This is a genomic window from Haloarcula sp. 1CSR25-25, from assembly GCF_032027985.1.
Lineage (GTDB): Archaea > Halobacteriota > Halobacteria > Halobacteriales > Haloarculaceae > Haloarcula.
The window spans coordinates 176332-196237 of sequence record NZ_JAHYBW010000006.1; the positions used below are offsets into that span (position 1 = coordinate 176332).

Genomic DNA, 19906 nt, shown 5'->3' on the forward strand with positions numbered 1-19906 from the left:
CCCACCATCAGACGAATGAATATAACGGTTCGTCTTAACGCGTCAGCCGAACGTCGAGAACGACGTTGTGTTCCTTCGGAGCGTACGACCGGACGGTGTGGCGCGTCTCGACTGTCACGTCGTAGGTCGGCTCCGCGGCCGCCCGGATCGCCTGCTCACCGGGACCGAACAGGTCGTCCTCGTGCTGGATGTCGTAGTAGTGGAGGACGCAGTCGTCGCCCGCCAGGCCGACGGCCGTCTCCAGAAACTCGTCGGCGCTGTGTGGCAGATTCATCACGACCCGGTCGGCCCAGCCCTCGTACTCCACGGCGACCTCGCGCACGTCGCCACAGATACCCGTCACGCGGTCGGCGACGCCGTTGCGCCGTGCGTTCGCCCGGAGGTACTCGATCGCCGTCTCGTTGATGTCGGTTCCGACGCAGGTCGCCCCGCACTTGGCGAACGGGACCACGAACGGGCCGACGCCCGCGAACATGTCGAAGGCCTGCTCGCCCTCGTCGACCTGTTCGACGACGCGGTGGCGCTCCGTCGCCAGCCGCGGCGAGAAGTACACTTCGGCGAGGTCGAGTTCGAACGTACAGCCGTACTCCCGGTGGGTGACCGCGGTTCCTTCCCCGGCGAGCACGTCCCAGTCCCGGACCCGCTGTTCGCCTTTGATTTTCGACGCGCGGTTCAACACCGCTCGCACGGGCAGGTCCGAGGCCATAATCGCGTCGGCGATCGTCCGGGCCCGCTCGTCGTCGTCCTCGTCGACGATCGCGACGTCGCCGATGCGTTCGTAACTCGGGTCGAAGTCGAGTCCGTCGGCTGGCATCGTCTGGCCCTCGCGGACCGGCGGGTCGGACTCCACGACAGTGAGCTCCGCCGGCACCGCCGTGGGGTCGGTGACGGGGACGTACAGCTGCCCGTCGACGACCGTGATGTCGTAGCCGTCGTCGACGAGGTCCGCCTCGGCGAGGCGCTGACGCGTCTCCTCGCCGGCCTCACGGGGAACGCGAACGCAGGGAACGCCCATACTCCCACTCCCCGACCGCGGGCGGTAAGCCTGACGCTTCGCGCCCTTTATCCCCGGCGGCGACCCACTCCGGATATGCTCACATTCGTCGGGCTGGGCCTCTACGACGAGCGCTCGGTCACGGTCGCCGGCCGCGACGCCATCCACGATGCCGACCGCGTGTTCGCCGAGTTCTACACGAGCCGGCTGGTCGGCACCGACCTCGAAACCCTGGAGAGCGAGCTGGACACGGATATCGAACTCAGGGACCGAGCCGGCATCGAGCAGGACCCCGAACCGATTCTCGCAGCCGCCGAGAGCGAGGACGTCGCCTTCTGCACCGCGGGGGATACGATGGTCTCGACGACACACACCGACCTCCGACTTCGGGCCGCGGACCGGGGTATCGAGACCCGGATCGTCCACGGAACGACCGCACAGACCGCCGCCGGCTCGCTGACCGGCCTGCAGAACTACCGCTTCGGGAAAGCTACGACGCTCCCGTTCGAGGCCGCCCACGGCGGTGACGGCGTTCCGGACAGCGTCGTCGCCACCATCGAGGACAACCGGGCCCGGGACCTGCACACGCTGGTCTACCTCGACATCAAGGTCGACGACCCCCACTGGGACGAGAGCGACGACACGTACATGACTGCCAGCCAGGCCGCCGCCATGCTGTCGGCGCCGTTCCCGGACACCCTCGGCGTCGTCGTGGCCAGGGCCGGCAGCCCGGACCCGTTGGTAGTCGCGGGTACGCTCGATGACCTCGCCACGCGGACGTTTGGCGACCCGCTGCACCTGCTCGTGATACCCGGTTCGCTCCATCCGCTCGAAGCGGACGCACTGGAGTCACTCGCTGGCGCCGACCTGGAGTAACCCCGCTCAGTCGTCGCCGGGCGCCGCGGGACTGGCCTCCGACTGGTTCTTCTCGAACGCCGGCCCGAGGTCGTACTCCGTACCGGTCACCAGAAACAGGAGGTCCTCGACAATCACGGTGAGCTCGGGTAGCTCCCGCATCAACAGCCACGTGAGGGCGACGAGAACGATGACAGAGCCAAACTGTGCCAGCATCCGGTCGACGATGTAGTAGGACACGAGCTGTGCATCGCTGAGACCGAACAGCGCCATGACCGTTTCCGGGAAGAACTGCGCCTTCTGGAGGCCAAAGGCCAGCGCGATTCCGACGTTCCGGATCAGGTTCAGCACGTAGATGATGCCGACAGCCGCGACCAGCACGCGGAGCTTCCGCCGCCACGGCGCCGCGACCGCCAGTATCCCGCCCGCGAAGATTGAGATGCTTCCGATGCCCGTACAGGCCAGGATGATGGTGTACGTTATCGGCCGCTCGGTCCCGTCGAACCAGAACGTGTTCTCGTAGGGGTACTGCTTCGACGCAATGTCGACGCCGTTGTGCGAGAGTCCGTCGACAACGACCGGATCGTGGCCGAGGAGGGTCATGAGGAAGGTGACCTGGCCGGTGACGATCTCGATGATGGTCTGGCGGAGCGGCCCGATGGTGAGGAAGGGGACGTAGATGACGCCCATGATGCCGATAGCCCGGGTCAACACCAGCAGCGACTCCCGGCCGTTCCAGAGCAGGTAGCCGGTGTACAGCGACAGTGGGACGGCGATGACGCTTCCAAGTCCCTCGACGACGCTCTTCTGTATCAGAATGAAATGCGGCGCCAGGACGAGCCAGTACGCCGCGAACACCACCCAGCCGACCGTCCCGACGGGTCGGGCCAGCCGCTGGTCGTACTGGGCGATGGCCACGCTCCCCAGGAACGTCGCGAGGACGAGCCACATCAGCGGCTCCGAGACGGTGACCGGGTCAAAGGACAGTCCAGCGATGTCGACACCCGCTTGCAGGACTGTCTCACTCATTGCTCGTACGTTAGCCAAACCGGCGTATATGTTTTGTCGTTGCGCTACTGTGCGGTGTCCTCGTCAGACCGACCCCCGGCAGCGCGGCCGCTACCGGCGTAGCGCACGAAAGAAAGAACGGTGTTCAGGGACCGGAACTGTTCCGGTTAGTTGTCGCGTCGGACGGCGAGCAGCGCAGCGGCGACCAGCGCGATGAGCGCGATGGCTGCCGTGAAGCCGGGACCTTCCTCTGCGGTGGTCTCGACTTCAGTGCTCATGTCGGTTTCCGGCGCTTCGGTTTCCGTGTCCGGAGCTTCGGTCTCGGTGTCCGGAGCTTCGGTCTCGGTGTCCGGAGCTTCGGTCTGCTCTTCCTCGACGATGGTCACGTTCGCACTGTCCGTGACAGCCGTGCCGTTCGAGGTGTAGGGACCGTCAGCGTCCGGGAAGTCGTACGCTTCGTTGCCGTTGGTGTCGAGGTGCGGCATCGCAACCGCGGTGAAGTCCTCGTCCTGCGGCTCGTCGAGCGTGATCGTGACGTCCTCGTGGCTGCCTGCCTCGAGGTAGTCAGAGTTTCCGACGACGTCGCCGGATGCGCTACCGGCGTGGATGGCGATGAAGCCACCCTCGGACAGCTGCGCGCTGTCGACGACGACTTCGCTACCGTCGGATTCCTGGTCACTGATGCTCACAGTGGCCGTGTCGGCTGCGACGATCTGTCCGTCTTCCTCGTCGCTGAAGTCGGAACTACCGTCGATGTCGAGCGTCTGGACGGTGAAGTTCGTCCCAGCGGAGTACTCACTGAAGTCGGCCGTGGCAGTGTACGTGCCGTTAGGCCCGACGTCAGCTTCCGGACGGAGGACGAACGGGTTCGCGTCGCTCTCGGACTCCATCTCGACTTCGAGCGTGGAACCGGGTGCGACGTTCGTATCGCCGGTCACTTCTTGCCCGGCGGCGGCTGAAACCGTGACGACGCCGCTGTCGTCAAGGTTCAGCGTAGCGTCGCGCTCGGACGTGGTGTAGAGCGCGCTGGCGCTTGCACTATCGTCGGACATCGGGCTGGAGTCCTTGATAGCGAAGGTAGCGTTGATGCTCGTGTCTTCCTCATCGACGAGGTCTTTACCAGATTCGGTGAACGTGACGCCGCTCGTATCGACAGCGACGAAGTAGGTGTTGTTGTCTGCGTCCTCAACGACATCTACGTTGGAGCTGTTGAGCTGTAGCGTGTCAGCGTCGGCGTTGGCACCGACGTCAGTCCGGTTGACATAGAGTGTCAACCCGGCGGTACCGGTGCCACTGGCGTCACCGTCAGCGTCAACAGCTTGTAAGAACGCTGCCGTCGTGCCACTGGCGCCGTTGTCGACATCTTCGTATTCGATGGCACCTTCGATACCGGATGCCTCAATCTGGTGGACGACGACGTCCTCGGCGGCAATGTCATCCGACTGCGTGAGGTTCACACCGATTCGGTCGTAAACGTCGACATCGTCATCGGTGATGTCAGCGTCGCTTGGTGCGGCCCACGTCTGCATGCTTTCAACGGAGTTCTCGTTGAGGCGGAGCGTCCCAACTGCGTCAGGACTGGTGACGTCCGGGGACGTCCCCGCAGTCACGTTCATCGAGTACGAGCCGGCCTCGAGCGTTTCTCCGTTGAGGCCGCTTCTCGTGTAGTCACCACCCTCTTCGATGTTGTCGATGTCGTCGTCACCGGGGACGCTGAGGACCGTACTGTTGCTGTAGTCTCCAGCGGTGTAGCTGTTGAACTGAACAGTGACTTCACCATCACCGTCGTCGTCCTCAAGCTGGCCTTGGATGTAGTAGTTGTCGTCTGCCTCACTACCGACATTAATCACAGCGTCTTCGGTGTTGTCGACCTGGATGGTGATGTTGACGACGTCACCGACTTCGTCCTGAACGGTCGAGGTTTCGAAGCTTGCCTCACCATCATCGGACTCGGAGACGTTGATCTGGTTGGACTGTGCAGAGACGCCGGTCTGATTGTCCGTGACTTCGACGTAGTACGGACTGTCGTCGGCGCTCTGGTTACCGAAGTTGAACACGACGTTGCTGTTACCCTGCAGGTTCTTGATCTGCGTGGCAACCTTATCGTCATCTTCGTCGAACAGCGTCGCGTTGGCCGGTTGGCCACCACGGTTCGTCGACACGTTGACCGCGAGGTTGTCCGTGTCGTCGATGTTGGCGCCTTCGCCGACATCATCGTCGATGTTCACCTGTAGGTTGAGGTTGCTGATGGTGACGTTCTCATCCACGGCACCGCCGCCGACGTTAATCTCGTACTCCTCACCGGTGTCGAGATTACTCGTATCAAGTGTGTACACCTCGCTGTTGGCCGTGTAGGTGTCTTGTATGACGACAGCACCGTCACTGTCCTCGACAGAAATACTGGTGCTTGAGCTAGCACCTGTTTCTTCGATCGCGAGGACTTCACCGCGGAAAGCGTTCGTGTCGCCCGGGGTGTCGTCGGCCGCGATCGTCTGGGACGTCACATCGATGTCCTCGGCGGTGACATTGCCGTTACCACCGCTGAGGCCGGTGACCTTGACGGTCAGGTTCCGGTTCGGCTGAACGTCCTGATCCAGGCTGAACTGGAGGCGTCCAGTCGTCCCGTCATCAGTCCCATCGACAGAGATGCTCGAGGCGTAATTGCTCGGATTCTGGTTTCCGTCGATGAAGATAATGATATCTCCGGACCCGACTGCACTGTCGGTTGAAGCGTTTAATGCCAATTCGACCGTTCCGTCATCGTACTCTGCTGCCTGTCCGACGCTGACGTTCGCGGCGGCGGCTGCGCCACCGGAGAACGCGACGGTCCCGGCGAATACCGAGAAGACCATCAGCGCCGTGAGGAACAGGCTGCGAACCTTATCTGAATTTCCTGTCATAGTTTGTTTATTGCTATCGGGCGACCCCAGCAGTTTTCCACGTGGTCGGAACGCGGTCACCGCGACCGCGCATAGACCGGACCGGCGTACTCACTTCTGGCGTCATGGGTAGGGGTATCAGTACATTCCCCGAAGTGTGGTAAATGCTTTGTGGAATAAAAATGGTAAGTAAACTATAAGTAATGGTCACTCAGTAATGTTTTCTAGGATGTATGTATTGTTGTTATGGATGTTTGTCTGATGTGTCTGGGCACGGGATGGAGGTACAACGGCTGAAAACCCCGTTCGACCTCCCGATTCGAATGACAGTCCGCTCTGGCCCGTTCCTCCGGGTGGCGCTACGCTGTGATTCTACGAGAAGAAATCTCACTGGAGAGGAGAGTAGTGCGCATTGACAATAAGTGGTAAGTAAGTAATATACAACTGAACTTGGAAGGATGAGACGAGAAGATGACGCAGCTGTACGACGAGCTCGAAGAAGCGCCACGGACCGGCGGCTCTCGGGCGGAGTTGAACTTCGACGAACGGGCCGAGGTACGGGCGATGCAGGTCACGGGCACGGCGGGGCTGACACAGGCCAACAACCCGGGGAAGTTCACCGACGTGTTCTACCTCGAAGGGGACGAACGGGCGGCCGCGGAGACGTTCGCCGAGGTGAACGCCGAGCTACTGGAGCAAGTCGATTTCACCGCCTGGAACGTCCTGCAGACGAGTCTCTCGCGGGAGCTGTACGACCTGCTCCTCGACGCCGCGGGCGAACGGGACATCACGAAGTTCCCGACAATCGTCGTGGAGACGCGAGCCGATGGCACACGGTGGATTATCAACAGAAACCGCTACGAATCGCAGGTCGACCGGCGGTATACGACAAACGAGACGGGAACCGCTCACGTCCCACCGACGACGTCGCCTCGAGCGATCTACGAACGGCAAGGGCGGATTATCGGCGAAGCTGACCTCACGTCGACGGCAATCGAAGGGGATGTCCGGCAGGTGCTGGACTACTACCGTGTCGCACCGGCGTTCGACTGTGACCCAGTCACGACTGACGACCAGCAGCTAGCCGTTCAGAAGCGAACGGAGTAGGCCTGGGTCAAGAAGCGAGTCGAGCGGTTGTTTCTGCGGACTGTCGGCACTCTCGGTGTAGTGTGCGAAAGAAAGAACGGTGTTCAGGGACCGGAACTGCTCCGGTTAGTTGTCGCGTCGGACAGCGAGCAGCGCAGCAGCGACGAGCGCGATGAGCGCGATAGCTGCCGTGAAGCCGGGACCTTCCGCTGCAGTGGTCGTGGCTTCAGTCTCGGTGTCCATCGGTTCCGTTTCGGTTTCCGGCGGTTCCGTTTCGGTCTCCGGCGGTTCCGTTTCGGTCTCCGGCGGTTCCGTTTCGGTCTCCGGCGGCTCGGCGGAGACGGTCACGTTCGCACTGGCCGTGACGGCGGAGCCGTTGGCGGTGTACGGACCGTCAGCGTCCGGGAAGTCGTACGCTTCGTTGCCGTTGGTGTCGAGGTGCGGCATCGCGATGGCCGTGAAGTTCTCGTCCATCGGCTCGTCGAGCGTGATCGTGATGTCCTCGTGGCTGCCTGCATCGAGGTACTCGGAGTTCCCGACGACGCTACCCGCGACTTCTCCCTCGAGGAGCGAGCTGTCGTGGATAACGATGAAGCCACCGTCGGACAGCTGCGCGCTGTCGACGACGACTTCGCTACCGTCGGATTCCTGGTCACTGATACTCACAGTGGCCGTCGCACCTTCGACGATGCGACCGTCTTCCTCGTCGCTGAAGTCCTCATCACCGTCGACGTCGAGCGTCTGGACGGTGAAGTTCGTTCCAGCGGAGTAGTCGCTGAAGTCAGCCGTGGCAGTGTACGTGCCGTTCGGCCCGACATCAGCTTCCGGACGGAGGACGAACGGGTTCGCCTCGCTCTCGGACTCCATCTCGACTTCGAGTTCGGAGCCGGGTGCGACGTTCGTATCACCGGTCACTTCCTGGCCGGCAGCGGCCGAGACTGTGACGAACCCGTCATCATCGAGGTTCAGGGTTGCGTCACGCTCGGACGTTCTGTAGAGTGCGGCGGTGCTCGAGGCATCATCGGTAAGCGGCCCCTCCTTGACTGCGAAGGTGGCGTTGATCCGCGTGTCCTCCTCGTCGACGATCGTCTCACCGGACTCGAACTGAACGTCGCTCGTGTCGAGCGCGACGAAGTAGGTGTTGTTGTCTGCGTCCTCAACGACAGTGAGGGCGCCTGTGCTGTTCGCGAAGTCAACCGTGTCAGCGTCGGCGTTGGCACCGACGTCGGTTCGGTTGACGTAGAGCGTCAGCCCGGCGGTACCGACACCATTGTCGGTGTTACCGTCAGTGTCGACAGCCTGGGCGAACGCTGCCGTCGTACCACTGGCTCCGTTGTCGACGTCTTCGTATTCGATGGCACCTTCGATACCGGATGCCTCAATCTGGTGGACGACGACGTCTTCGGCTGCGACGTTGTCCGACTGCGTGAGGTTCACGCCGATGCGGTCGTAGATATCGACATCCTCGTCGTCGATGTCGGCATCGCTCGGTGCGGCCCACGTCTGCATGCTCTCAACGGAGTTCTCGTTGAGGCGCATCGTGCCGACCGTGTCGGGACTGGTGACGTCCGGGGACGTCCCCGCAGTCACGTTCATCGAGTACGAACCAGCCTCGAGCGTGTCATCGCTCAGGCTGCCTCGGGTGTAGTCGCCACCCTCTTCGATGTCATCGATGTCATCGTCACCGGGAACGCTGAGAACCGTGTTGGTCCCGTGAGTCCCAGCGGTGTAGCTGTTGAACTGGACGGTGACTTCGCCGTCCTCGTCGTCGTCCTCAAGCTGTCCCTGGATGTAGTAGTTATCGTCGTTCTCGTCACCGATGTTGATCACGGCGTCCTCGGTGTTGTCGACCTGGACCGTGATGTTGACGACGTCACCGACTTCGTCCTGGACGGTCGAGGTTTCGAAGCTCGCGTCACCGTCGTCGGACTCGGAGACGTTGATAAGACCAGACTGTGCGGAGACGCCGGTCTGGTTGTCCGTGACTTCGACGTAGTACGGACTGTCGTCTTCGCTCTGGTTGCCGAAGTTGAACACGACGTTGTTGTTACCCTGCAGGTTCTTGATCTGCGTGGCAACCTTGTCGTCGTCTTCGTCGAACAGCGTCGCGTTGGCCGGCTGGCCACCGCGGTTCGTCGACACGTTGACCGCGAGGTTGTCCGTGTCGTCAATGTTGGCGCCTTCGCCGACATCGTCGTCAATGTTCACTTCCAGAGCGAGGTCGCTGATCGTGACGTTTTCGTCTTCGTCACCAGCAACGGAAATCTCGTATTCTTCACCGGTGTCGAGATTCTCCGTATCAAGGGTGTACACCTCGCTGTTGGCCGCGTAGGTGTCTTGTATGACGACAGCGCCGTTCGAGTCCTCAACCAGAACCTCGGTGCTCGAGGTAGCCGTGTCGGCGTCAGTGTCGCTGGCACGGAGGGCGAGGACTTCACCGCGGAAAGCGTTGCTATCGTCCTGGGTGTCGTCGGCCGCGATCGTCTGGGACGTCACGTCGATGTCCTCAGCAACGACCGTGCCGTCGCCACCGGAAAGACCTGAAATCTTGACGGTCAGGTTCCGGTTCGGCTGAACGTCCTGATCCAGGCTGAACTGGAGGCGTCCAGTCGTCCCGTCATCAGTCCCATCGACAGAGATGCTCGAGGCGTAATTGCCTGGATTCTGGTTCCCGTCGATGAAGATATCGATATCTCCTGCGGTGACTGCGCTCCCGGTTGAACCGTTTAATGCCAATTCGACTGTTCCGTCATCGTACTCTGCTGCCTGTCCGACGCTGACGTTCGCGGCGGCGGCTGCGCCGCCGGAGAACGCGACGGTCCCGGCGAATACCGAGAAGACCATCAGCGCCGTGAGGAACAGGCTACGAACCTTATCTGAATTTCCTGTCATAGTTTGTGTTGTATCGGGCGACCCCAGCAGTTTTCCACGTGGTCGGAACGCGGTCACCGCGACCGCGGGTAGACCGAACCGGTGTACTCACTTCTGGCGCCATGGGTAGGGGTACAGTCCTAACGTTAGTTGTCTATTATAAATGTTTTGTGGTTAGAACATGCGACTGTCATGAACGCTCATAACCCAGAACGGCCGCCAACGGCAACTAGAGTGCGCTAAGAGCAGCGTGTAGCTCGTCCCATACGGTTGTCACTCAGGCGTCTGACGCCTGGGATTTACATAATGGAGACTCCGGTGTCAACGTGAGCCACCAGGTCTCGCCACGGTATGTCTGGAAGGGCAGCGGCCACTTCCCAGACATACAACTTCCTGACAGTTACTGCGTGAAAATAGACATCGAGGTCGTGGTAACTTCCGGCCAGTGCCGTCAGTTCGTCACGATTTCGATTTCACGACCGTCGGGGTCTTTGGTGAACGCGTAGCGGTCGTCACAGCTCTCCGGGTCGCGGTAGTCCTCGGCGTGACGGCCCATCAGCGTCTCCCACGCGTCGTGGAGGTCGTCGGTCCGGACCGCGAGATGGCCCCAGGCGTCGCCGAGTTCGTAGGACCGACCGTCGTAGTTGTAGGTGAGTTCGACCGACATCGCCTCGTCGGGGGCGTCCGCGGGCTTGAGGAAGTACAGCGCGAAGTCGTCGAACTCCGCGCGGCGGAACAGGTCGTAGTCCAGTTTACGGGTGTACCAGCCGATAGCCTGTTCGGCGTCCTCGACGCGGATCATGGTGTGGTCGAGCGACCACTTCGCGCCGTGGTCTCGCTCGACAATCTCGATTTCGTGACCGTCGGGGTCCGTGACGAAGGCGTAGGAGCCGCCACAGGAGTCCGGGTCGCGGTAGTCCTCGACGCCGGCGTCCATCAGTTCGTCGTAGGCGTCGTACACGTCGTCACAGCGGACGGCGATGTGTCCCCACGCGTCGCCCATCGTGTACGAGCGCCCGTCGTGGTTGTACGTGAGTTCGAGCAAGGCACCCTCGTCGTGGACATCTTCCGGACCGAGGAAGACGTTCGTGAAGGTGTCGGCCTCCCAGCGGCCCTTCTCCTCGTAGTCGAGGTGTGTCGTGTACCAGTCCAGCGACGCGTCCAGATCCTCGACGCGCATCATCGTATGATCGAGTGACCACATACGCGACACATTGTGCGAGCGAGCGAAAAGGCTACCGCCACAGGTGGTTCCGTCCGGCTTCGATACCGCAAGTCACCGCGTCGCTGCATCGGTCCGGATGGCCGGCAGGTAGTACCACCAGACCACGGCAAGCAGGACGAGGGTGCCGACCGGGACGGCGACGTAGTTGAGCCGCCTGGTGAATCCCAGGAACACGGGAATCTGAGTCAGGCCCGCGCCTGCCAGGGCGAGGGCGGTGAGCCGGACATCCTCGCGCCAGACGACGCCGACGACGGCGCTGCTCAGGGCAAACACGTACAGCAGGACGCCCGAACCCCACGACTCGATAAACTGTGGGAGCATGCCGGTAAAGCGGACGAAGTAGCTGTAGACCGAGAGCAGTTCCGGCGGGTTCGTGTTGAACAGTCCAAACGAGAAGACGAGCGTCAGTTCCGCTCCGATTACCACCACTGTCCAGGGGACGAGCCCGGCAACGACGACGGCGAGAAGGCGGCGTCGGGGACCGTGGGCCATATCATGTCGCGGGTTTCCATACCTATGAACGCATCTACTGATTTTTTGAGAGGAGCGAAGTATCCCTGTCTTTCCGGTCTCTCGCGTGCACGCGAGGAACAGTATACATCCGATTGGCGACGACCCTACCGATTGGCGACGATCCGCAGGATGTCCTCGTCCGCGAGTTCGTGGCTGCGCCCGACCTGTTGTTCGTCGTGCTTGGCGCTCGGGCCGGTCACGCGAGCGAAGCGGAACCGTTCGTCGAAGCTCCCCCCGAGCTTCTCGCAGGCGTCGTCGACGGTGTCGCCCTCGCGGAGTATGAGCGGTTCCTCGCGGTCGACGCCGCGGCCCGGTTTGTCCATGTAGATACGGATGAGGCCGAGTTCCTCCCAGATGCGTTCGGTGAGGCTGTCGAGCCCCTTCTCTTCCTCAGCGCTGATGAAGATCGCCTCGTCCGGGTCGATGTCCCGCTCCCGGAGCTCGTCTTCGACGTTGGGAAGATAGTCGGGCTCGATGAGGTCGGCCTTGTTGACGGCGACGAGGGAGGGCAGGTAGACGCGGTTGTCCATCACGCCGTCGATGAGCTGGTCGATGTCGATCTGCTCGCCGATGGTCACGTCGGCGTTGACGTAGCCGTGCTCGCGCAGGACTGCCTTGACCGTCTCGTCGTCGAGTTCGACGCCGGAGGCCGTGTTGACCGAGATCCCGTCCTTGCCCTTCTTGCGGACGTTGACCCACGGCGGCTCCTGGTCGAGTCGGATCTTGTTCTTGTACAGCTCTTCGCTGAGCCGGTCGTACTGGTCGATCTCGAAGACGGAGATGAGGAATACGATGAGGTCAGCGGTCCGGACGACGGACAGGACTTCCTTGCCGCCGCCGCGGCCGCCGGCTGCGCCCTCGATGAGTCCGGGAACGTCGAGTATCTGGATGTTCGCCCCCTTGTACTTGAGCATCCCCGGATACACGTCGAGCGTCGTGAACTCGTAGGCGCCGGTCTCGGACTCGGCGTTGGTCAGCGCGTTCAGCAGCGTCGACTTCCCGACGCTGGGGAACCCGACGAGCGCGACGGTCGCGTCGCCGTGCTTCTCGACGCCGTAGCCGCCGCCGCCGCCCGAGGAGGCCTGCTGTTCGAGCTTCTCCTTTTTCTCCGCGAGCTTCGACTTCAGTCGACCGATATGGGCCTCTGTAGACTTGTTGTAGGGAGTGCTGGCGATTTCGTCTTCGAGTTCCTGAATCTCCTCTTCGAGCCCCATTAGGTGTATGTCGGCCCCTCACACCGAATAAGGCTTTCCTCCCTCGCCGACGCCGACCGGTGGGTACGCACCACCGGGGCCGTCCTGAGAGTGGGACTCGTCAGGCGACGCTCATGTAATTCGACACACCTATAGGGTATCCTCCGTCATGTGTCGATAATGGGAGCAGCGAATCGGTTCCGCGACAGCACGCAGATCCTGCTGCCAGTCGGTGCGCTGGACGGCATCCGAGAGGAGCTGGAACGGCGGTTCACTGTAAGCGTTCACCAAGACGGTCAACAGGTCCGGATAATCGGCTCCCCGGTCGAAATCAAAGACGCGAGCGATTTCCTCGCGATGAACGGCGTGACGTTCGCCTGATACTGTCGGCTGTCCGTCTGTGACAGATTCCGCCACCACGGGATGGCAAATATCTCCCAGGAGGTACAGCCAGCAGTACGGGTTGCCGGGGGCGCTGTTCTCTGTCGCGCTGGCCGTTCTGTCTATGGTTCCAAACGGTGAGTGTTCGTGCGTGTGGAGGCCTCACGGGGCGATCCGTGAAACGCAATCCTTTAAACTGCCGCGAGGATTCCACTATGTATGGCTGGAACTATCGAAGTCCTCGTTCCCGGTGGAGAGGCCAACCCTGGCCCGCCACTCGGTCCGGAGCTCGGCCCGACACCGGTGGACGTGCAGGCAGTCGTACAGGAGATCAACGACCAGACGGCCGCGTTCGACGGCACCGAAGTCCCCGTCACCGTCGAGTACGACGACGACGGCTCGTTCGAGATCGAGGTCGGTGTCCCGCCGACGGCCGAACTCATCAAGGACGAGGCCGGGTTCGAGACCGGCAGCGGCGAGCCCCAGGAGGACTTCGTCGCTGACCTCACCGTCGACCAGGTCAAACAGATCGCCGAGCAGAAACATCCCGATCTGCTCTCCTATGACCTCAAGAACGCCGCGAAGGAAGTCGTCGGAACCTGTACTTCCCTCGGTGTCACCATCGAAGGCGAGAACCCACGCGAGTTCAAGGAGCGCATCGACGCGGGCGAGTACGACGACGTGTTCGCGGCCGAAGCACAGGCGTAAGTCGGACTGGCGTTGCTGTGCGACTGGCGTGTGTTTTCCCTTGCTTTCGACGCCACTGAGCCACTGCACAGTCACCGGAACCCCAGCCCAACGCCAGGACCCTGCGAACCGGAAACACGCCCGTTAGCGGTCCTTGGGCTGGTTCGACGGGTTTAAGTGTCGCATTGGCGTCTACCCGGACGAGACAGGCATCCGCCTGTTTCACTGACCCGTAGAAGCCGATTGGCGTACTACGGAGGTGAACAATGGCAGATCAGGAAATAGAGAACGCAGTCTCGCGCGCACTCGAGGACGCACCTGAGCGGAACTTCCGCGAAACGGTCGATCTCGCTGTGAACCTGCGCGACTTAGATCTTAACGACCCGTCGAACCGCGTCGACGAGTCCGTCGTGCTTCCTGCTGGCACCGGTCAGGAGACCACTATCGTGGTCTTCGCCGAGGGCGAAACCGCCCTTCGTGCCGAGGAAGTCGCAGACGACGTACTCGACGAGGACGAACTCGAGGAACTTGGTGGCGACGACGACGCCGCCAAGGACCTCGCCGATGACACTGACTTCTTCATCGCAGAGAAGGGGATGATGCAGGACATCGGTCGCTATCTGGGGACCGTCCTCGGTCCGCGCGGGAAGATGCCGGAACCGCTCGACCCCGACGACGACGTCGTCGAGGTCATCGAACGCATGAAAAACACCGTGCAGCTCCGCAGCGGGGAACGGCGAACGTTCCACACGCGGGTCGGCGCGGAGGACATGTCCGCCGAGGACATCGCGGACAACATCGACGTCATCCTCCGCCGTCTGCACGCGGACCTCGAGAAGGGCCCGCTCAACATCGACACCGTCTACGTGAAGACGACGATGGGGCCTGCGATGGAGGTTGCCTGATATGAGCGCCGAATCCGAACGCAAGACAGAGACCATTCCCGAATGGAAGCAGGAGGAGGTCGACGCCATCGTAGCGATGATCGAGTCCTACGAGAGCATCGGCGTCGTCAACATCACCGGGATCCCGTCCCGACAGCTCCAGGACATGCGACGTGACCTGCACGGGACCGCCGAACTCCGGGTCTCCCGGAACACGCTGCTCGAGCGTGCGCTCGACGAGGTCGACGACGGACTCGAAGACCTCACCAGCTACATCACCGGGCAGGTCGGGCTCATCGGAACCGACGACAACCCGTTCTCGCTGTTCCAGGAGCTCGAGGCCTCCAAGACGCCCGCACCCATCGGTGCCGGCGAAGTGGCTCCGAACGACATCGTGATTCCGGAAGGCGACACGGGCGTCGACCCCGGTCCGTTCGTCGGCGAACTCCAGAGCGTGGGTGCCGACGCACGCATTCAGGAAGGCTCCATTCAGGTCCTCTCTGACTCGACGGTGCTTGACACCGGCGAGGAAGTCTCCCAGGAACTCGCGAACGTGCTGAACGAACTCGGTATCGAGCCGAAGGAGGTCGGTCTCGACCTTCGCGCCGTCTTCGCCGACGGCGTGCTGTTCGAGCCCGAGGAACTGGCGCTCGATATCGACGAGTACCGGAACGACATCCAGGCGGCTGCCGGCCGAGGGTTCAACCTCTCGGTCAACGCCGACTACCCGACTGCGACGACGGCCCCGACGATGCTCCAGTCCGCACGTGGCAACGCCAAGAGCCTCGCGCTCCAGGCGGCCATCGAGGACCCCGAGGTCGTGCCTGACCTCGTGAGCAAGGCCGACGCACAGGTCCGTGCGCTCGCCTCGCAGATCGACGACGACGAGGCGCTCCCGGAGGAGCTCCGGGGCGTCGAGGCCGACGTGGCGACAGAGGAACCGACTGACGACCAAGACGAGGACACCGCATCCGAGGACGACGCGGACGCCGACGACGCGGCCGAGGAGGCCGACGACAGCGACGATGACGACGACGAGGACGCCGGCGACGCGCTCGGAGCGATGTTCTAACAACCCACACTACAACAATGGAATACGTATACGCTGCACTCATCCTGAACGAATCGGGCGAAGAAATCAACGAAGACAACCTCACCGACGTGCTCGACGCCGCTGGCGTCGACGTCGAGGAGTCCCGCGTCAAGGCCCTCGTCGCCGCCCTCGAGGACGTCGACATCGAGGAGGCCGTCGACCAGGCCGCTGCGGCACCGGTGCCGGCAAGCGGCGGCGCGGCCGCACCCGCAGAGGGTGACGCCGACGAGGCCGACGAGGCCGACGAGGAAGCCGAAGAAGAGGCTGCCGACGACGGCGACGACGACGATGACGACGAGGACGACGAGGCAAGCGGTGAGGGCCTCGGCGAACTCTTCGGCTAACTCGGCTCCTACACAGCTCAGTTTTTCTTTGCGCAGGCCGGCGAGAGCCATCGCCGGTTACCAGTGGACCGCGAATCGTCGCGTTGGGTTTCCCGTGAACTGTCACTACCGAACAGACGATTGACAACTCGGATGTCGAAAGCGGCACGCTACTGGCGGCATCCGTCCCGGTGACCAGTGGCGAGGCTCTCAGTCGCGTGGCTGCTCCCTGCGTACGACGGTAAAATTCGGATGGACTCGCCGGGATTTGAACCCGGGGCCTCTCCCATGCCAAGGGAGTGATCTACCCCTGATCTACGAGCCCGCTTCGTACCAGTGATATCCGGTGGTTTTTCTTAAACCCATCGAAGCGAGCCGGGGGTGGGACGGACTGTCGTCCGGTCGGGCCAGTGTCATCTGCCACAATCGATAAAAGTATCGAGAACGTCGACTACTCAGAAACGGGCATGCAGACAGGAGAGGGGCCGAGATGAGTGGGTATCCTACACCAGACGTGCGCTTGCGTTCCGGGGAGCATTGCCATCGTCTTGGGGGGAGACACGGATGATGCGGGGGCAGACGACGCTGGATTTCGCCATCGGTATCAGCGTCTTCCTCGCGGTGCTCATCTTCATTTTCTTGTTCATTCCGGGCCTGTTGTCGCCGTTCACCGAGGGGGCACAGGAGGAGACGGTCATCTCGAATCGCGTCGCCGACAACGTCACGAAGTCGATGCTTGGGACGCCAAAGCGGCCGTATTCGCTGGACCGGTTCTGTACGGTCGAGTTCTTCGAGAACGACGCGGCGCCAGCACACTGTACGGGTGGGTGGGCCGGCGGAAATCCGGTCGAACAGCAGGTCGGGCTCGACGGGGACAGAACGCACATCAACATCACCATTCGGGGGAACGTCTCGTCGGGCGGCACCGGGTCAGATATCCTCTGCTGGGACGACAGTGCCGAGCAGATCGTCGAGAAGAACTCAGGGTCGTGCTCTACTCCGTTCCATCGCGGCGACCCGGCGCCCACGGCCAATGACCAGGCAGTGACGGCCACCCGAGTGGTCGGCCTGGCAGGCACCGACGTGACCGTCTCCGTGGAGGTGTGGTGAGATGTGGCGTCGTGAGACGGTCCGTGCACAGGCACACACGCTGGAAGCGATCATCGCGAGCCTGATGTTGCTGTCGAGTCTGGTGTTCGCGCTGCAGATGACGGCCGTGACGCCACTATCGGCGAGCACGTCGAGCCAGCACATCGAGAACCAGCAGGAGGCGACCGGCAACGGCGTGCTGGTCGCGGCGGCCGAGGCGGACGCGCTCAAGCCAGCGATACTGTACTGGAACAACTCGGCCGAGGAGTTCCATAACGTCGCCGGACAAGAAAAGTACTACACCAGCGGCCCGCCCGACAACACCTTCGGTCGGATGCTGGAACGGACGTTCAATCGGCAGGGCATCGCCTACAACGTCTACCTGAAGTTCACCAGCCCGAGTGGGGAAAACGTCATCCGGCCGTACATCTACAACGGAGTGCCGACGGACAACGCGGTCACGGCGACGTACACCGTGGCGCTGACCGACGACGACCCGCTGTACGACGCAGACGAGACGGCGAACCGGACCCGCATCGGCGACACAAACGTCACGCACCCGATTCAGGATACCGGACGGAGCCACTACAACACGGTCCGTCTGGAGGTGATCGCGTGGCGGATCTGACCGACGGCGACGGCCGGGGTCAGATCATCCTCATCGCGGCGTTCGCGCTGGCAGTGACCTTCATCGCCCTCGCGCTCATAGTGAACTCCGCGATATTTACTGAGAACCTCGCGAGCCGGGGCGAAACCGCAGGCGGCGACGGCGCACTGGCAGCGCGGGCGATGGTCGAGGACAGCGTCGGGACCAGTGTGCGGTCGGCCAACCGGTACAACACCACGACCGGCGACCGTCGGGACGCCATCGAGCGATCCACCGGACGGCTGAGTCGCCAGATAGAGCGCCAGCAGGTGACAACCGGTGGTCTGCTGAACGTCTCGACCCCCCACAATTACCACACTGGGTCACGCGTCGCGATGAACGACAGCGGCGGCGGGTACTTCACAACGGACGGTCTCAGCAGCGGAACAGCGGACTGGCAGCTGGTGAGTCGCGTCGAAGAGAACGGCCAGCCACACGCGACCCGCGCGTTCGAACTGGATGTCAGAAAGGGTGGTGGCATACTGAGTTCGACGGACGGACTCGCCTTCTCGAACCGGTTCGCAGTCGTAATCAACAACACGGGCTCGCCGAGTCGAACCTGGCGAGTCGCGCTCTGGAGAGACGCCACGGATGCCGAGGAGATTCACGTCCGCACCGAACTTCCGGGCGGTACCACCAAGGAGTGTGTAAAGACAGTCCCGGCCGAGGAGTTCACTGTCTCGCTGACGGATGGGACCGTCGCGTCCCAGCCGTGTACAGCCCTCGGCTACGACCAGTCCTCGGAGACGTACTACGGGTACGGCGCGGGTATCTCGACGCCGTACAACGTCAGCTTCGAGAACGGAGACACGGTCAGGGGCAACTACTCGTTCGTGGTGGCGAACTCGCCAGACACGGCCACGCTCGCGGCGAGTCCGGGACCGGGACCCACGCCGTACATGACCGACGCAGTGTACGCGACCGACGTCGAGTTCACCTACGTCAACGCGAACATCAACTACACGGCGGACGTTCGGGTCGCCCCGGGTGAGCCCGATGCGTAACCGCGCCGTCTCGACGACAATCAGCTACACGCTGACGCTCACCATCGCGACGCTGCTGGTCACGGGACTGGTCGTGGCTGGCGGCAACTTCGTCAGCGACCGCCAGACCGAAGTGGTCCGAGAGGAGCTCTCGGTCATCGGGCAGCAGGTCGCGTCGGACCTCGCACAGGCCGACCGGCTGGTCCGGGCGGCGGACAGGTCTGACCCGACGGTTACGATCACGCGTGCCTACCCCGAGCGCGTCGCGGGCGGGAACTACCGGATTTCGCTCGACCCGACCGATGACAACATCGTGTTGGAGTCGACCGACCCGGCGGTGACAGTTACCGTTAGCATCGTCACCGTGACCCCGTACGGCGATTCGTCGGTCGACGGGGGTCGCGTCCGCGTCATCTACGACGACGGGAGCTCACAACTGGAGGTCCAGAATGACTGACCGGGCCGTCAGCGAGGTGCTGAGCTTCGTGCTGGTGTTCACGCTGATCATCGCCTCGATCACACTGATCTCGGTCAGCGGGCTGGGAAGCCTGCAGGACGCCCGGAACGCGGAGCAGGTCAACAACGCCGAGCGCGCGTTCGACATCCTGAGCGACAACATCGCGGACATGTACCAGCGGGGCGCGCCGAGCCGGGCAACCGAGATTAGCCTCGGCGAGGCACAGCTACGGACTGCCGACAACGTCACCATGACGGTCGAAGTACAGGAGGGGGGTAGCTACTCCAGAGTGGGACAGTGGCAGATCCGCCCCATCGAATTCGAAGGCGAGGAGGACCGCAAAATCGTCTACGAGGCCGGCGGCGTCTACCGGACGAACCGCGACGGTGGCCTGCGAATCCGCGACCCGCCGCTGCTGGTCAACGACAACCACGCGCTCATCACTATCGTCGGTATCAATCGCCCACAGGCACAGAGCCTGGGTGGGTCGACAGTGCTGGTTCGAGCGAACCACCGGGACACCGACATCGCCTATAACGACACCGACTCAAACGCCGAAAAGATTCGCATCAACGTGACCGGTCCGCGGTCCGACCTGTGGGAGAGGTACCTGGAGGAGGAGAAGGGGTTCACCTGCACCGGGGGCGACGACTGGTGCGTGTACGACGGGGGCGGTTCGGACATCAACCGCGTGTACGTCGTCTACCACGACATCAGGGTCACAATCGACCAGTAGGGG

19 protein-coding genes and 1 tRNA gene are annotated in these 19906 nt (G+C 62.5%); 12 read left to right on the forward strand and 8 right to left on the reverse strand.

The genetic code is table 11. The annotated features are described in order from the left end of the window. Positions 1-34 precede the first annotated feature (34 nt). Positions 35-1015, reverse strand: coding sequence for a class I SAM-dependent methyltransferase family protein (locus tag KZ498_RS17290; RefSeq protein WP_312620399.1), 981 nt, complete (start codon positions 1013-1015; stop codon positions 35-37). Positions 1016-1090: 75 nt separating this feature from the next. Between KZ498_RS17290 and dph5 the strand changes: the two genes are divergently transcribed. Next, positions 1091-1870, forward strand: coding sequence for a diphthine synthase (gene dph5 / locus KZ498_RS17295; RefSeq protein WP_312620400.1), 780 nt, complete (start codon positions 1091-1093; stop codon positions 1868-1870). A gap of 6 nt (positions 1871-1876) precedes the next feature. On the opposite strand, the gene artA is transcribed toward dph5, so the two are convergent. Further along, positions 1877-2878 carry an archaeosortase A gene (gene artA, locus KZ498_RS17300; protein ID WP_312620402.1) on the reverse strand — a complete coding sequence of 334 codons (1002 nt, stop codon included), beginning with the start codon at positions 2876-2878 and terminating at the stop codon, positions 1877-1879. A 146-nt stretch (positions 2879-3024) separates the two neighbouring features. Further along, positions 3025-5757 carry a BGTF surface domain-containing protein gene (locus KZ498_RS17305; protein WP_312620404.1) on the reverse strand — a complete coding sequence of 911 codons (2733 nt, stop codon included), beginning with the start codon at positions 5755-5757 and terminating at the stop codon, positions 3025-3027. A 450-nt stretch (positions 5758-6207) separates the two neighbouring features. On the opposite strand from KZ498_RS17305, the gene KZ498_RS17310 reads away from it, so the two are divergent. Beyond that, the gene (locus tag KZ498_RS17310) at positions 6208-6843 is read left to right on the forward strand and encodes a hypothetical protein (protein WP_312620405.1); all 636 of its coding nucleotides are present in this window, start codon (positions 6208-6210) and stop codon (positions 6841-6843) included. Positions 6844-6948: 105 nt separating this feature from the next. On the opposite strand, the gene KZ498_RS17315 is transcribed toward KZ498_RS17310, so the two are convergent. From KZ498_RS17315 to KZ498_RS17330, 4 genes are all read right to left on the reverse strand, one after another. Then, positions 6949-9714, reverse strand: coding sequence for a BGTF surface domain-containing protein (locus tag KZ498_RS17315; RefSeq protein ID WP_312620406.1), 2766 nt, complete (start codon positions 9712-9714; stop codon positions 6949-6951). Positions 9715-10144: 430 nt separating this feature from the next. Further along, positions 10145-10897 (reverse strand): VOC family protein, encoded by a 753-nt coding sequence (locus KZ498_RS17320; protein WP_312620407.1) that lies wholly within the window; start codon positions 10895-10897, stop codon positions 10145-10147. Positions 10898-10969: 72 nt separating this feature from the next. Further along, entirely contained in the window at positions 10970-11410 is a 441-nt protein-coding gene (locus KZ498_RS17325) for a TIGR04206 family protein (protein WP_312620408.1), read from the reverse strand. A 125-nt stretch (positions 11411-11535) separates the two neighbouring features. Further along, the gene (locus KZ498_RS17330) at positions 11536-12645 is read right to left on the reverse strand and encodes a GTP-binding protein (RefSeq protein WP_312620410.1); all 1110 of its coding nucleotides are present in this window, start codon (positions 12643-12645) and stop codon (positions 11536-11538) included. A gap of 159 nt (positions 12646-12804) precedes the next feature. Between KZ498_RS17330 and KZ498_RS17335 the strand changes: the two genes are divergently transcribed. The 5 genes from KZ498_RS17335 (at position 12805) to rpl12p (ending at position 16013) form a co-directional block, all read left to right on the forward strand. Then, entirely contained in the window at positions 12805-13005 is a 201-nt protein-coding gene (locus KZ498_RS17335) for a hypothetical protein (protein ID WP_312620411.1), read from the forward strand. Positions 13006-13224: 219 nt separating this feature from the next. After that, positions 13225-13713 (forward strand): 50S ribosomal protein L11, encoded by a 489-nt coding sequence (locus tag KZ498_RS17340; protein WP_312620412.1) that lies wholly within the window; start codon positions 13225-13227, stop codon positions 13711-13713. Between the two features lie 245 nt (positions 13714-13958). Next, positions 13959-14597 (forward strand): 50S ribosomal protein L1, encoded by a 639-nt coding sequence (locus tag KZ498_RS17345; protein WP_312620414.1) that lies wholly within the window; start codon positions 13959-13961, stop codon positions 14595-14597. A 1-nt stretch (position 14598) separates the two neighbouring features. Continuing rightward, positions 14599-15648 (forward strand): 50S ribosomal protein L10, encoded by a 1050-nt coding sequence (locus tag KZ498_RS17350; protein WP_312620415.1) that lies wholly within the window; start codon positions 14599-14601, stop codon positions 15646-15648. A 17-nt stretch (positions 15649-15665) separates the two neighbouring features. Then, positions 15666-16013, forward strand: a complete 348-nt coding sequence (gene rpl12p, locus KZ498_RS17355) for a 50S ribosomal protein P1 (protein WP_312620417.1) — start codon at positions 15666-15668, stop codon at positions 16011-16013. A gap of 232 nt (positions 16014-16245) precedes the next feature. Here the strand turns inward: rpl12p and KZ498_RS17360 are convergent. Then, a tRNA-Ala gene (locus tag KZ498_RS17360) sits at positions 16246-16317 on the reverse strand. A gap of 242 nt (positions 16318-16559) precedes the next feature. Between KZ498_RS17360 and KZ498_RS17365 the strand changes: the two genes are divergently transcribed. The 5 genes from KZ498_RS17365 to KZ498_RS17385 are packed head-to-tail and all read left to right on the forward strand — an operon-like array spanning position 16560 to position 19903. Further along, the gene (locus KZ498_RS17365) at positions 16560-17102 is read left to right on the forward strand and encodes a hypothetical protein (protein ID WP_312620419.1); all 543 of its coding nucleotides are present in this window, start codon (positions 16560-16562) and stop codon (positions 17100-17102) included. Between the two features lies 1 nt (position 17103). Continuing rightward, the gene (locus KZ498_RS17370; protein ID WP_312620421.1) at positions 17104-17709 is read left to right on the forward strand and encodes a hypothetical protein; all 606 of its coding nucleotides are present in this window, start codon (positions 17104-17106) and stop codon (positions 17707-17709) included. Then, the gene (locus KZ498_RS17375; RefSeq protein WP_312620423.1) at positions 17697-18731 is read left to right on the forward strand and encodes a hypothetical protein; all 1035 of its coding nucleotides are present in this window, start codon (positions 17697-17699) and stop codon (positions 18729-18731) included. The genes KZ498_RS17370 and KZ498_RS17375 overlap by 13 nt, the downstream gene beginning before the upstream one ends. Beyond that, positions 18724-19167: a hypothetical protein gene (locus KZ498_RS17380; protein ID WP_312620425.1), complete on the forward strand. Its 444-nt coding sequence runs from the start codon at positions 18724-18726 to the stop codon at positions 19165-19167. Before KZ498_RS17375 ends, KZ498_RS17380 begins: the two co-directional genes overlap by 8 nt. Beyond that, on the forward strand, positions 19160-19903 hold the full coding sequence (locus KZ498_RS17385) for a hypothetical protein (protein ID WP_312620427.1): 744 nt from the start codon (positions 19160-19162) through the stop codon (positions 19901-19903). Before KZ498_RS17380 ends, KZ498_RS17385 begins: the two co-directional genes overlap by 8 nt. Positions 19904-19906: the final 3 nt, after the last annotated feature.

Coding starts and splice junctions, on each gene's coding strand:
- KZ498_RS17290 (WP_312620399.1), bottom strand. CDS start 1,015: ATGGGCGTTCCCTGCGTTCGCGTTCCCCGTGAGGCCGGCGAGGAGACG.
- dph5 (WP_312620400.1), top strand. CDS start 1,091: ATGCTCACATTCGTCGGGCTGGGCCTCTACGACGAGCGCTCGGTCACG.
- artA (WP_312620402.1), bottom strand. CDS start 2,878: ATGAGTGAGACAGTCCTGCAAGCGGGTGTCGACATCGCTGGACTGTCC.
- KZ498_RS17305 (WP_312620404.1), bottom strand. CDS start 5,757: ATGACAGGAAATTCAGATAAGGTTCGCAGCCTGTTCCTCACGGCGCTG.
- KZ498_RS17310 (WP_312620405.1), top strand. CDS start 6,208: ATGACGCAGCTGTACGACGAGCTCGAAGAAGCGCCACGGACCGGCGGC.
- KZ498_RS17315 (WP_312620406.1), bottom strand. CDS start 9,714: ATGACAGGAAATTCAGATAAGGTTCGTAGCCTGTTCCTCACGGCGCTG.
- KZ498_RS17320 (WP_312620407.1), bottom strand. CDS start 10,897: ATGTGGTCACTCGATCATACGATGATGCGCGTCGAGGATCTGGACGCG.
- KZ498_RS17325 (WP_312620408.1), bottom strand. CDS start 11,410: ATGGCCCACGGTCCCCGACGCCGCCTTCTCGCCGTCGTCGTTGCCGGG.
- KZ498_RS17330 (WP_312620410.1), bottom strand. CDS start 12,645: ATGGGGCTCGAAGAGGAGATTCAGGAACTCGAAGACGAAATCGCCAGC.
- KZ498_RS17335 (WP_312620411.1), top strand. CDS start 12,805: ATGGGAGCAGCGAATCGGTTCCGCGACAGCACGCAGATCCTGCTGCCA.
- KZ498_RS17340 (WP_312620412.1), top strand. CDS start 13,225: ATGGCTGGAACTATCGAAGTCCTCGTTCCCGGTGGAGAGGCCAACCCT.
- KZ498_RS17345 (WP_312620414.1), top strand. CDS start 13,959: ATGGCAGATCAGGAAATAGAGAACGCAGTCTCGCGCGCACTCGAGGAC.
- KZ498_RS17350 (WP_312620415.1), top strand. CDS start 14,599: ATGAGCGCCGAATCCGAACGCAAGACAGAGACCATTCCCGAATGGAAG.
- rpl12p (WP_312620417.1), top strand. CDS start 15,666: ATGGAATACGTATACGCTGCACTCATCCTGAACGAATCGGGCGAAGAA.
- KZ498_RS17365 (WP_312620419.1), top strand. CDS start 16,560: ATGCGGGGGCAGACGACGCTGGATTTCGCCATCGGTATCAGCGTCTTC.
- KZ498_RS17370 (WP_312620421.1), top strand. CDS start 17,104: ATGTGGCGTCGTGAGACGGTCCGTGCACAGGCACACACGCTGGAAGCG.
- KZ498_RS17380 (WP_312620425.1), top strand. CDS start 18,724: ATGCGTAACCGCGCCGTCTCGACGACAATCAGCTACACGCTGACGCTC.
- KZ498_RS17385 (WP_312620427.1), top strand. CDS start 19,160: ATGACTGACCGGGCCGTCAGCGAGGTGCTGAGCTTCGTGCTGGTGTTC.